12 protein-coding genes are annotated in these 13,453 nt (G+C 43.2%); all 12 read left to right on the top strand.

Features of this window, described 5'->3' with window-relative positions:
• The first annotated feature begins 364 nt into the window (after positions 1-364).
• The 12 genes from HGO97_RS12535 to HGO97_RS12590 all read left to right on the top strand — a co-directional run bounded on the left by HGO97_RS12535 (position 365) and on the right by HGO97_RS12590 (position 13,439).
• Complete coding sequence (locus tag HGO97_RS12535) at positions 365-1,687, top strand: extracellular solute-binding protein (protein WP_216242140.1); 1,323 nt, start codon at positions 365-367, stop codon at positions 1,685-1,687.
• A 93-nt stretch (positions 1,688-1,780) separates the two neighbouring features.
• Positions 1,781-2,665 (top strand): carbohydrate ABC transporter permease, encoded by an 885-nt coding sequence (locus HGO97_RS12540; protein WP_216242142.1) that lies wholly within the window; start codon positions 1,781-1,783, stop codon positions 2,663-2,665.
• Position 2,666: 1 nt separating this feature from the next.
• Positions 2,667-3,512: a carbohydrate ABC transporter permease gene (locus HGO97_RS12545; RefSeq protein WP_216242144.1), complete on the top strand. Its 846-nt coding sequence runs from the start codon at positions 2,667-2,669 to the stop codon at positions 3,510-3,512.
• A gap of 10 nt (positions 3,513-3,522) precedes the next feature.
• Positions 3,523-5,031 (top strand): arabinosylfuranosidase ArfA, encoded by a 1,509-nt coding sequence (gene arfA / locus HGO97_RS12550; RefSeq protein ID WP_216242147.1) that lies wholly within the window; start codon positions 3,523-3,525, stop codon positions 5,029-5,031.
• A gap of 101 nt (positions 5,032-5,132) precedes the next feature.
• A complete protein-coding gene (locus HGO97_RS12555) occupies positions 5,133-6,125 on the top strand; it encodes a LacI family DNA-binding transcriptional regulator (protein ID WP_216242148.1) in 993 nt (330 codons plus the stop codon).
• A 131-nt stretch (positions 6,126-6,256) separates the two neighbouring features.
• Positions 6,257-7,225, top strand: a complete 969-nt coding sequence (locus HGO97_RS12560) for a glycoside hydrolase family 43 protein (protein ID WP_216242151.1) — start codon at positions 6,257-6,259, stop codon at positions 7,223-7,225.
• Between the two features lie 148 nt (positions 7,226-7,373).
• On the top strand, positions 7,374-8,051 hold the full coding sequence (locus HGO97_RS12565; RefSeq protein ID WP_216242153.1) for a TIGR00266 family protein: 678 nt from the start codon (positions 7,374-7,376) through the stop codon (positions 8,049-8,051).
• A gap of 17 nt (positions 8,052-8,068) precedes the next feature.
• Positions 8,069-8,623 (top strand): phosphodiesterase, encoded by a 555-nt coding sequence (gene yfcE / locus HGO97_RS12570; protein WP_216242155.1) that lies wholly within the window; start codon positions 8,069-8,071, stop codon positions 8,621-8,623.
• Positions 8,599-9,573, top strand: a complete 975-nt coding sequence (locus HGO97_RS12575; protein WP_216242157.1) for an NYN domain-containing protein — start codon at positions 8,599-8,601, stop codon at positions 9,571-9,573. Before yfcE ends, HGO97_RS12575 begins: the two co-directional genes overlap by 25 nt.
• 238 nt (positions 9,574-9,811) lie before the next feature.
• Positions 9,812-10,831, top strand: coding sequence for a LacI family DNA-binding transcriptional regulator (locus HGO97_RS12580; protein WP_216242159.1), 1,020 nt, complete (start codon positions 9,812-9,814; stop codon positions 10,829-10,831).
• Between the two features lie 111 nt (positions 10,832-10,942).
• Positions 10,943-12,463 (top strand): sugar ABC transporter ATP-binding protein, encoded by a 1,521-nt coding sequence (locus tag HGO97_RS12585; protein ID WP_330654251.1) that lies wholly within the window; start codon positions 10,943-10,945, stop codon positions 12,461-12,463.
• On the top strand, positions 12,453-13,439 hold the full coding sequence (locus tag HGO97_RS12590) for an ABC transporter permease (RefSeq protein WP_216242161.1): 987 nt from the start codon (positions 12,453-12,455) through the stop codon (positions 13,437-13,439). Before HGO97_RS12585 ends, HGO97_RS12590 begins: the two co-directional genes overlap by 11 nt.
• Positions 13,440-13,453 lie beyond the last annotated feature (14 nt).

Raw genomic sequence — 13,453 nt, forward strand, 5'->3', positions numbered from 1 at the left:
CATAAAAAAATAGATCAAAGTAAAACTGGCGGCTAGTGATAGCGGCCAGTTTTTTTGATGACACAGGAATCTCTGTTCCCTATGCCATTAAAAAGAATAGTTAAGTACACGAGAACATTTAGAATAAAATAGTAAAAAACAATAAAAAATCAGATATAAACAGATAAATATAAGAAAAATAGACAAAAATATTATGCGATATTATTGCATAATGCCGGTTTTTGAAATTAATATTGACATTTTTGCACAAAGGTAATATTCTTGTTTTAGAAAAACAAGTTACACGTGTACAATCAAAGAATGATATACATATAAAATCCGGTAAAGTGTGTATGTCAAGTGATTAAGAAAGGGAGACAATAGTATGAAAAAAATGAACAAGTGGAAAAGGCTGGTTGCACTTGGTGTTTCAACAATGATGGTAGTTTCGACGGCGGCTTGTGGCAGCGGTTCTGGTGACAGTTCAAAATCTGATAGTACAGAGAAGAAGGATAGTAAAAAAGGAACCACAATCTCATTTTGGAACAGTTTTACAGGATCTGATGGAGATATGCTGGTAGAACTCGTAGATCGTTATAATAAAGAGAACGAAGATGGCATTACAGTTGAGATGGATATTTCTTCAGACTTTGACAGTCAGCTATCTACTGCATTTGCGGCAGGTACCGGACCGACGATGATGTTAAGTTCAAGTGCTTATAGATTTACATATGGTGACTATATGCAGGACATCAGTGATATATTTGAGAAGACAGATTTAAATAAAGAAGACTTTATTCAGTCTTATCTGGACTATTGCTCAGAAGGAGATTCTTTATACTTTGTTCCCTTCCAGGTCGTAGGTTATTACATGTATTGGAACAAGGACTTATTTGAAGCAGCAGGTCTGGATCCGGAGACACCTCCGACAACATGGGAAGAGTGGCAGAAGGATGCTGAGAAGATTACAGATGAGAGTAAGAACGTATACGGATCTGGTATTTCTTACGACTATCCATACCAGATTGCACACATGATGCAGCGTCAGGGTGGTCTGGCAGTTACAGATGGCAATGGCAAATGGAAAGCGAACTTCAAAGGAAACAGCGGGTATGCAGACTTCCTGAATATGTATAAAACTATGGTAGATAATGGGGATAATCCGCTAGAAGCTGACACAGATTCTATGATGAGTGCAGGACAGATCGGTATTACTGTAGGCGGACCTTGGGTGACAGCCGGACTTGATACAGCAGATGTCAACTATGGTATTGGTCTGATTCCTCAGGGGGAGGCAGGAGATATGAACTCTGTTGAGGTTCTTGGCTTCTCTATAACGACGGCTGCAAGTGATGAAGAGAAAGAAGCTGCATATAAATTCATCGAGTGGTGGAACTCCGAAGATAAAGAGGGGTCAAGTCCAGCTTTAGAATGGTCAGTTGCAAATGGTTTCCCGGCATATACTTATTCTGTTCAGGAGAAGCCTGCATATAAAGAGAGTGAGAAACTTAGTGTTATGTCTTCTGCAAATCCAGATGCACCGACAGACTTCATCGTAGATTCTAGTTTCCCTGGAATTAATGATGTACTGAATGATGTGATTCCTGAGATGATCAACTCCGTGGCATTTGGCAATGCATCCGTTGATGATGCACTTGATAAGGCACAGACTGCAGCAGATAAAATCGTTGATGAATATAATAAATAATTGATTTTAACAAGATTCTCAGATAGGAGAAAGGCGGCTGAAAAAGAGCTGCCTTTCTTGCAAGAATCGAGGCAGGCAGATTGGAGAAGGAAAATGAAGAAAATGATGAAATATTGGAACAAGCCATCCAGGAGTGCATACCTCTTTTTGGCCCCTTCCGTCATTTTGTTAATTCTGTTTAGTGTAGTACCGCTTATCATCGCATTTGGTTTGAGTGTGTTTGATGTATCGATTACCATGGATTCGGCAAATTTTATAGGTTTAGATAACTTTATCGAAGCATTTCATGACAGCCGGTTCCTGAATAGTTTGAAAGTGACAGCGATTTTTACAGGTCTGGAGGTTCCTCTGCAGGTTTTAGGGGCATTAGCCGTAGCAGCCCTGATTACGAAGAACAACATAAAGAACAAGTTTTTTAGGGCGGTCTACTTTCTGCCTGTTATATGTTCTGCGACTGCAATTGGTATCATGTGGAAGATGATTCTGCACTCGAACATTGGATTTATTACAGCAGCTTTGCAGTCCATGGGCCTGGGAAAAATTAATTTCTTAAATACACCTGGACTCACAATATTTGTAGTCTCATTTATTTCTATATGGAGAAGCTTTGGTATATCTGCAATCATTTATGTGACAGCGATCCAGCAGGTATCTGCATCTTTATATGAAGCTGCCGAGATGGACGGTGCGGGAAAGATACGTCAGTTCTGGCATATCACGGCACCTTCCATCAGACCTACATTTTGGTATATTTTAATGACGCGATTTGCCGGTGCGCTGCAGATATTTGATATCATATACATTACGACCAATGGTGGTCCGAATTATACCACAGAGTCTACAGTAACCTATATTTATTCAAGAGCGTTCTCATCGCGATCCAGCATGGGATATGCTTCTGCCATGTCGGTGATTTTGTTTGTGATCATTATGGTCATCACTGTCCTGATGTACCGCAAAATGAACCAGGAGGAATAGCATGAAAAAGAAGAAGACGATTAAAATCAAAAACGTAGCAATTAGTATTCCGATATTTGTCGTTTTGGTCATTCTGGCTTTACTTGTACTGGTGCCGGTCATCTGGATGACATTGAGTGCATTTAAGCCGGAAAAGGAGATTATCTCCTGGCCGCCTACTTTTATACCACAGTCATTGACCTTAGAAAACTTTGTGGATGTACAGGACCGAATCAATATTCTGCGATATATGCTCAATTCAGTGATTTATGCTGGAGGGACAACACTTCTGGCAGTCGTTGTAAATAGTATGGCAGGCTATGCATATGCTTTTTATGACTTTAAGGGAAAGACAGGGATGTTTCTGATGACACTGGCGACTATGATGGTTCCTTTCCAGGTAATCATGGTTCCGCTATTTCTGGTCGTATTTAAGATGGGAATGTATGACACCTATTGGGGCCTGATTATTCCAAGGGTCGCGGTAGCAGGGTCCATCTTTATGATGAGGGCGGCGTTCTCTGGTATCCCAAAAGAATTAGCAGAAGCGGCCCGGATAGATGGGCTTTCAGAAATGGGGATTTTCTGGAGGATCATGATGCCTCAGGTAAAGCCTGCGGTAATCACGCTGGTTATCTTAAGTATTAATGGCTCATGGAATGACCTGCTGTGGCCGATGATTGTAACAAGTAGGACAGAAATGCGTACACTCGCCAATGGATTGGCATTATTTATAGGACAGAACACGATAGAATATGGCGCGGCATTTGCGGGGGCACTGATTTCACTGCTTCCAATGTTCATCTTGTATATGGTGGGACAGAAATACTTTGTTGAAGGTATGGCGAGCGCCGGATTAAAGGGTTAAGGAGATTCGTATGTTAAAGGCAGAAGTGATTTGCGATAAGAATTTTAAGATAGGAGAAATTGATCCGAGGCTTTATGGTTCCTTTTTGGAACATATGGGAAGAGTCATCTATACTGGAGTGTATGAGCCGGATCATTGCAAATCTGATGAAGAGGGATTTCGCAGTGATGTTCTGGAAAAGGTTCAGGAGATGGGGGTCACGGCGGTCCGCTATCCGGGAGGCAATTTTGTCTCTTCCTATCACTGGGAGGATGGTGTGGGGCCGAGATCAGACAGGCCGAAGAAACTTGAGCTTGCGTGGAAAGCGATCGAGACAAATGAGTTTGGTACAAACGAATTTGTTCATTGGGCACGTAAAGCAGGTGTAGAGCCTATTTTTACAGTGAATCTGGGGACACGGGGCATAGAAGAGGCTGCCCAATATATTGAATATTGCAATTTCCCAGGCGGAACTCAGTATAGCGAGATGCGAAAAGCACATGGTGTGTCAGAGCCTTATGGTATCAAGATGTGGTGCCTTGGCAATGAAATGGACGGAGAATGGCAGATCGGACATAAGACAGCATATGAATATGGGCGTCTTGCAGCAGAAGCAGGAAAGACGATGAAGCTGATCGATCCAGACATCGAACTGATTGCATGTGGAAGTTCCCTGTCAAATATGGAGACATATCCGGTGTGGGATATGGAGGTGTTGGAACAGACATATGATGTCATTGATTATCTGGCCCTTCATCAGTATTATGCAGGACAGGAAAAAGGAACAAAATCATTTTTAGCTCAGACACTTGATATGGAAGAGTATATCAAAACGATTCGTTCTGTGGCTCAGGTCATAAAAAAGAAAAAGCGTTCCGACAAAGATATTAAATTCAGTGTTGATGAATGGGGAGTATGGGCTCTACCAAGTAATTCAGTAAATATAGAGGTATCTAAAGAACCATGGAAAACAGCCCCTCCAATCAGCGAACAGATCTATACGATGGAGGATGCTCTTTTGTTCGCGGGGATGCAGATGGTAATGTTGAGAAATGCAGATGTTATCAAAATTGCATGTCAGTCCCTCCTGACGAATGTCAGTGCATGCATTATGACCGAGAAAGGTGGAGATGTCTGGCTTCAGACTATTTATTATCCATTCTGTTATTTCGCAAATTATGCGAAAGGGACTGTTCTAAAAAGTACTGTGGCAGGTCCATCTTACGAATGTGAGGAATTTAAACAAGTCCCCTATCTTGACGAGGTAATCGTTTGGAATGCAAAAGAGCATGAGGTCGTCCTTTTTATGGTCAATAAAAGCGAAGATGAAACCTTGATGGCAGAAGCAGTATTACAGAATTTTATACCAAAAAAAATAAAAGCCTTTATTAGTATGACAGCAGAAGATAAAAAGATGACGAATCAGCAGAATCACAATGCTGTAACTCCAAAACAGCAGGAAGGTGGAGTCCTTATAGAGAACCGATGCATCGTAGAGCTTGCGCCCCTGTCTTTTAATATGGTGAGAATTGAGGTGTAGTGTATCCTCAGGGCAGTGTGATCTCTTCATTGCGGCAGTGTTCCTTTTATGTTATACTCAAGCTGATTTTACACACTTTGTTCGAAAAGGGAGGTAATGAAATGGCAATTACTGTTAATCAGATAGCTGAAATATGCAAGGTTTCAAGGACTACAGTTCTGAGAGCTTTGAATGACAGTGGAAGTGTTGGAAAGGAGACAAAAGAAAGAATTTTGTCTGTTGCCAAAGAATATAATTACCGTCCTAATTTACTTGCAAGGAGCCTGAATCACGGCAGGACAATGTCCCTGGGCGTAGTGACCATCAATATTGAGAATATGTATTTTGTCCAATCCTTGAATATTATCAATAAGGAAGCAGACAAGAGAGGGTACTTTACCAATATTGTGGTCTGTGATGAAAGCCTGGATTGGGAGAGAAAGCTGATTCAGGGGCTTGCAGACCGCCAGATGGAAGGGATATTGATCAGTCCAATTAATAAAGGAAAAGAATTTGAAGACTTTTTATTATCTTTAAATATACCTGTTGTCTGTATTGGCAACCAAGTATCAGATTCAATAACTACAGTACAGGTAAACGAAATGGCAGCAGCAATGGAGTCGGTAGACTTGATCGTTTCTAAAGGATATGAAAGAATCATATTCATCTGTCCTCCGCTTGCTGTGAAAGAGAAAGAAAATATATATGTCCATGAGCAGCGGCTTCTTGGTTTCCAGGCATCTGCTGCAAAATACCCTGGTCTGATCCAGGAGGTGATCGGCAAGACGGATTATCTGCCAGATGTGGAAGAAATGCTGGCTCGAAAAGATCAGGGAAAGACAGCCTTTTTATGCTCTGGTGACAGCTATGCATTAAACGTGATGCGCTGGGGACAGCAGAATGGGATGAGCATACCGGACGACTTCGGTCTGATGGGATTTGATGATATCAACATTCTGGAATTCATTACTCCTAAGCTGACAACGGTCTCGACGAATCTGGAGGGAGTGGCGGCAACAGCGGTCTCAGAGCTTCTTACACAGATAGACTCAGAGGATTATGTTCCCAAAGCAATCTATTTGAATTACAAAATATTGGATAGAGAGACTTTGTGACATCTAATGATGGAAATATATTTTCATGATCAGAAAGCTAGCAGCAAAGAGGCCTTAAGTGGCCTCAACTCAACGTGGGTGGAATGCTGTATATAAGTTTACCTGCACATTTGAGATGTGAGGATAGTATCATGAATATTCATAATTTTATACAAACGAAATATAATGAACCATTTATAGTTCAACGGGCTGACCCTTATGTCTATAGACATGAAGATGGGAGCTATCTGTTTACTGCATCTGTCCCGGAATATGACCGAATCGTGCTCCGTCAGAGCGATACACTTGATGGACTGCAGGATGCAGAGGAAGTTACGATATGGAAGAGACATGAGACAGGAAAGATGAGCATGCATATATGGGCGCCCGAAATTCACTTTATAGAAGGAAAATGGTTTCTCTATTTTGCGGCCAGCGAAAAGGATGATATCTGGGCACTGCGCCCCTATGTTTTGGAATGTACAGGCAGTGACCCAATTGCAGACCCCTGGATAGAAAAAGGGAAGATGCAGGCAGCGGATGACTTTTCTTTTCAAGATTTTTCACTGGATATGACGGTGTTTAAGAACCAGGATAAATGGTATTGCGTTTGGGCCGAAAAGGTGAGTGTAGGGAAGAAAATTTCCAACCTTTATATAGCGGAATTGGAAAGCCCATGCAGGCTGTCCACAGCACAGGTGCTTTTGACATCGCCTGATTATGATTGGGAGAGAGTAGATTTCTGGGTGAACGAGGGTCCGTCGCTGCTGCGGCATGAGGACAAGCTCTATCTGACGTATTCAGCGAGTGCGACCGGAGCCTGTTACTGTATGGGAATGCTGAGTATATCGTCCGGGGCCGACCTCTTAGATCCACATGCTTGGAAAAAGGAAAGGCTGCCGATCATGAAAACAGATTGGGAAAAAGGGATTTTAGGTCCAGGACATAATTCATTCACGAAATCGGAAGATGGGAAAGAGGATATCATGATTTATCATGCCCGGCAGTACGATGAGATTGAAGGGGATCCCTTGTATGATCCGAATCGGCATACCTATCGTATGAAAATTCTGTGGGACAAAGATGGTCGTCCGGTATTTGATATGACAAATAATTTTTGAGATTTTGAAGGAAGTGGTGAAGCGGATTCTGAATATCCGCAGCACCGCTTTTTTTGCGGTGTAGAAACTATTTGGACTTGACAGTATCTTTTCTGCAAAGTAGGATGAAAGAAGAGAATCGTATAAAACGATAAACGGAGGAAAAAATATGAAATATGAGATCAAAGGCGGAGCATTTCCAGTTGTTGAATGTCAGCTCACAGATGGTGAGCAGATGATCACGGAGAAGGGCTCTATGGTGTGGATGAGCCCAAATATGCAGATGGAGACGGCAGGCGGCGGTATTGGGAAGATGTTTTCCAAGGCATTTTCTGGAGAAAGCATGTTCCAGAATATTTATACGGCACGTGGTGCAGGTGTGATTGCATTCGGCTCCAGCTTCCCGGGAAGGATCATGCCGGTCCAGATTACACCGGGGCATGAGATGGTCGTACAGAAGAGCGCATTTCTTGCGTCAGAGAGCAGCGTGCAGCTCTCTATTCATTTTAATAAGAAGCTGGGCACCGGGGTATTCGGTGGAGAGGGATTCATCATGCAGCGTCTGTCTGGAAGTGGAATGGCTTTTGTTGAAATTGACGGGGAACTGGTTGAGTATGAATTGGCAGCAGGCCAGCAGATTATCGTTGACACTGGCAATGTAGCCGGCTTCGAGGTCGGAGTACAGATAGATATTCAGCAGGTTCCAGGACTGAAGAATAAACTGCTAGGTGGAGAAGGTCTGTTTAATACAGTATTGACCGGACCAGGGAAGATCTGGCTGCAGACGATGCCTATCTCCAGTGTAGCGGGAGCTATCCGTCCTTATATACCATCAGGAAATGCGTAGGACAGGGAGGGAATTGCATGAGGTTGATGATTGCATCAGACATCCATGGTTCTGCGTTCTACTGTCGTCAGATGGTGGAGGCATACAAACGAGAAAGGGCGGACAGGCTGTTATTACTGGGGGACATTTTATATCATGGACCGCGCAATGATCTGCCGAAGGATTACGCTCCAAAAGAAGTGATTGCCATGCTGAATCCGATCAAGGAGCATTTGCTCTGCGTGCGCGGAAATTGTGACACGGAGGTAGACCAGATGGTGTTGGAATTTCCGATTATGGCAGAGTACTGTTTTCTGGAATTGGACGGACAGACGATATTAGCGACACATGGGCATATATGGAATCCTGCTAATCCACCAATGCTGAAAGAGGGGGACATCCTTCTCAACGGTCACACCCATATTCCAGCATGCGAGGAGAAGGAAGCGTATATTTATATGAATCCGGGTTCTGTATCCATACCAAAAGAAAATTCAGCGCATAGTTATATGATATATGAAAATAAAATCTTTGAGTGGAAAGATTTGAATGGAGAGGTATACCGAACATGGACGACAAATATGCATTGCTAATTGATGCGGACAATGTTTCCGCCAAATACATCAAGCCGATATTAGATGAGCTTTCCAAATATGGAAATGTAACATACAAAAGAATTTATGGTGACTGGACCAGTACGTACAGTTCCAGTTGGAAGGAAGAGCTTTTACAGAATTCGATTACGCCGATCCAGCAGTTCAGCTATACCCATGGTAAAAATGCGACCGATTCCGCGATGATCATCGACGCAATGGATATGTTGTATACAAGTGAGTTAGAAGGATTCTGCCTGGTATCCAGCGACAGCGATTTTACGAAGCTGGCCAGCCGCCTGCGTGAGAGTGGAAAGACGGTCATCGGCATGGGGGAAGATAAGACTCCGGTGCCGTTCCGTAAGGCGTGTGATATCTTTACGGTCCTGGAATTGCTGCTGGAAGATAACACCATAGAAAAAGAAGAAAAGGCCTTGGTCCATGCGACAAATAAGGAAAGTAAAAAGTGCAATACCGATGTGGTTTCTAAGAATCAGATTGAAGAAGCCGTTGTAAAAATTATTACAGAGAATCAGAACAATGATAAAGAGACTGGACTGGGCGAGGTGGGAAGCCGTCTTGTTAAGCTGTACCCGGATTTTGATGTCCGTCGTTATGGATACAGCCTTCTGTCCAAGTTTCTGGAGACATTTCCCAAATTAAAGTTGAAACAGGATGGAACCCAGGTGACGGTGACCGTGTATGAGGATAAGAGCAAGAAAGAAATGCTGGAAGAATATATCATCATGCTTGTCCAGAATGCCGGGGCCCAGGGCGTCTCACTCGGAACATTAGGGAATAAGATACGGAACCGGTTCGGTGATTTCAAGGTCAGAGATTACGGATACTCTCAATTCAAACAGTATATCCAAAGCTTTCCAGAGATTCAGATCCGGGATGACGGAGAACAGAACTGGGCAGTTTACGGGAAGAACTACAAAGGGGTGTGACCCCTTTTCACACGTTATTTAGAGAAATTACAAAGGCCCAGGCTTCTGCCTGGGTTTTTTCAATATTAAAAAACTACAATCATAGTGATACAAGAAAAATAACAGAAAATCACAACATGAATTTGTCTAAATCTTACAAAAAAAATGAGGATTTATCAAACATATTGACAGATAAAACAAAAGGTGTTAGTCTCAAAATGTAAACGTTATCAGAAAACGTTTGCAAGAGGAGGAAGCTATGAAATCCAGCACGTTAAAGGATATCGCCAAGAAGTTGAATCTATCAGTAGCAACGGTATCGAGGGCGGTCAACAATAAAGAATATGTGAAGGAAGAGACAAGAAAGAGAGTACTTGAGGCATTGGAAGAATATAATTATGTTCCCAATGAGGTCGCACGCTCCTTAAAGCTTCAGTCTACGAAGACAATAGCAGTCATACTGCCGGATATCTGTGAGGCATTTTTCGGCGAGATCATCAAAGGAATCGATCAGATCGTTTCCCCGAAGGGGTATACGATCATCGTAGCCGATACGAACGAGAAGAAAGAGAATGAGGAAAAATATCTTGCGCTCCTACAGCAGAAGCGGATCGATGCACTCGTATTTGCCACAGTAGATTTATCAGGTTGTAATGTTAAGAAATATCTTCCCAGTCTCCCGGTGATTTTTATTGATAATATACCAGAGCTGGAAGGAATCGACTCCGTTACCATTGACAATGTGCAGGCCAGCAGCATGGCGATCGATTACTTATTAGAGCAGGGACACAGGCGGATCGCTACGATCATTGGATCGGTGAAAGAGACTACAGGATTTGCAAGGCGCGAGGGGTATCTCAAGGCGCTTGAAAAACAGGGAATCCCTGTGGATGAGTATTTGATCCAGTATGGGAATTATAAGGAGAATGACGGATTCAGATGTATGGAAAAGCTGATTCAGAACATTAAGGAGCATCCCTTCACATCTGTTTATGTCACATCTGAGAAGATGACATTCGGAGCGATCAAAGCGATTCGGGAGTATGGTCTTCGTGTTCCAGATGACATTTCACTGGTCGGTTTTGATGTACAGGATAAGGCACAACTGATCAGTCCGAGCATCACGACAGTGCGTCAGCCAGAGAATCTGATTGGAAGCAGAGTGGGAGAACTTCTCCTCAGACGGCTGGAGGAGAAGGATGAAGAACAGCGGATACCGCAGCAGATACTTTTGAGGCCATCTATTGTAGTAGGTCAGAGTGTAAAAAAAGTGAACTGAACAAGTGCTGGAGGGTATTTATGGGGGGCTTTGCCATAAATATCTTCCAGCAAAAAAATTTAACATTTTCTGTAAACGTTTACAGAAATATGGAAAAGAAAGGAAAATGAGGTGAGAAGTTTGCAAGAAGAGCTATTGAGGATGGAGGGAATCTGTAAAACATTCCCAGGAGTCAAAGCATTGGATGAAGCTGCGATTACTGTGAAAAGGGGAGAGATCCATGCACTGATGGGGGAAAATGGGGCTGGCAAATCTACACTGATGAAAGTATTGAACGGTCTTCTGGAGCCAGACAAGGGACAGATATGGTTCGATGGGGAAGAAATCCACGTGGAAAATCCAGCAGCGGCATTGAAGAAGGGAATCGCCATGATTTATCAGGAGCTGAATCCTGTAAGGGATATGACCGTGGCAGAGAACATATTTCTTGGGAGAGAGTTCACAAGAGGAAAAAGCTTTATTGTGGATAAGAAGAAGGGGGAAGAAGAGGCAAAGGTACTTTTGGAAAAGTTTCAGCTCGACGTGAAGCCGGGGGCAAAGATGCGAGGTCTGTCTATTGCGAAGATGCAGATGATAGAAATCGTGAAGGCCGTATCCTCGGGGGCGAAGCTGATCGTTATGGATGAACCGACCTCTTCCCTGACAGACGATGAGATCCGCGTCTTGTTCGGAAAAATCATGGAATTAAAAAAGGAACAGGTTTCGGTCGTTTATATTTCACATCGTATGGAAGAAATATTTGAGATTGCCGATACGGTGACAGTCATGAGGGATGGCAAATTTATAGATACAAAGAGGATTGATGAAATTGATAAGAATGCGTTGATACATATGATGGTGGGACGCGAACTTTCCAATATCTTTCCGAAAGTATCCATAGAGATAAAAGAACCTCTGTTGGAGGTCAAGAACTTAAATTCCCGCCGCTTTTCGGATATCACATTTCATGTAAGGAGAGGGGAGATTCTTGGGTTTTATGGTCTAGTGGGTGCCGGAAGGAGTGAAATCTTCAAAAGTATCTTTGGGATGGACCCTTATGACAGTGGAGAAATTGTCGTAGAAGGCAAAACAGTCCATATCAAAAATCCCCACCAGGCCATTGAGGCAGGTATCGCTATGGTGACAGAGGATAGAAAAGAGTATGGACTGGTATTATGCAGGTCCATACGGGAAAATATTGCACTTCCGAATCTGGATCACTTTAAGAAAAAATTATTCCTGGACGGCAGGAAGGAAGAAAAGGAATGTAAGAGTATAGCGGAAAAGATTTCTGTCAAGATGAGCAGTATGAGCCAACTGGCCGGCAACCTGTCAGGCGGCAATCAACAGAAGGTCGTGCTTTCGAAATGGCTGATGCAGGAGCCGAAGATTCTGGTCCTGGACGAGCCGACAAGAGGAATCGACGTAGGGGCTAAGGCAGAGATTCACTCCTTGATGTGTGAGTTCGCAAAACAAGGGATGGCAATTGTCATGATTTCTTCCGAGCTTCCAGAAGTGATGGGGATGAGTGACAGAATCATGGTAATGGGAGAAGGAAAAATCAAAGGAGAATTCCGGTACGGAGAGTATTCACAGGATGAAATACTGGCCTGTGCTTTAAGTGGGAAGGAGTATGTGAACAATGAACAATAAAAAAGCAGTACTGAGTAATGAGAATATCGCCTTGTATTTAAGAAGTTATGCACTCATGGGAATCTTCCTTCTGATGTGTATCGCATTTGCGGTTGCCTCTCCGACATTCTTAACAATGTCAAATATTATAGGTGTTTTCCGGCAGATATCAACGAACGGTATCCTTGCAATCGGGATGACATTAGTCATTATTACAGGAGGTATCGATCTCTCTATTGGACCTCTGGCAGCAATTGCAGGTGTTGTTTCAGCAATGATCCTGGAGAAGAATCCAGACCTGTTCATACCGGCCGTTCTATCCGGCATTGTTGCTGCAGCCATTATGAGCATGTGGACAGGCTTTCTGGTCGCTAAGATGAGAATCGCTCCTTTTATCGCATCTCTGTCCACCATGTCAATTGCCAAGGGAATCGCACTTCTGATCGCGGACGGCGTTCCCCATACCATCTCAAATGAGTCCTACATCAAGCTTGGCAATGGGTATCTGTGGGACCCAAATAAGACGGGAGGCTTAAGTATTCCGACCCCGGTATTAGTGATTTTTATCGTGGCAATTGTCATCGGGATCATTTTATATAAAACCAAATACGGCCGTCATATCTATGCTGTCGGCGGAAATGAGAATGCCGCTATTGCATCTGGTATTAATGCGGCAAGGGTAAAATTTTGTACCTATGTTTTGAACGGCCTGTTGTGTGGAATCGCAGGGATCGTGCTTGCCGGAAGAATCACATCCGGTCAGCCCACGGCAGCGACAGGCTACGAGATGGATGCGATCACGGCTGTCATAGTAGGCGGAACGAGTATGACAGGCGGTGTTGGCAAGATAGGCGGAACAATTATTGGCGCGTTGATAATCGGAGTTCTCAATAATGGACTGATTCTTATGGGAGTGTCGTCCTACTATCAGCAGATTATCAAGGGCATCATCATTGCCGTCGCAGTGTTACTGGACATGAAAACAAAGAAGAATTAGAAAAGGAGAGCTGT

Origin of the sequence: Faecalicatena faecalis (genome assembly GCF_012524165.2) — a bacterium.
GTDB lineage: Bacteria > Bacillota > Clostridia > Lachnospirales > Lachnospiraceae > Faecalicatena_A > Faecalicatena_A faecalis.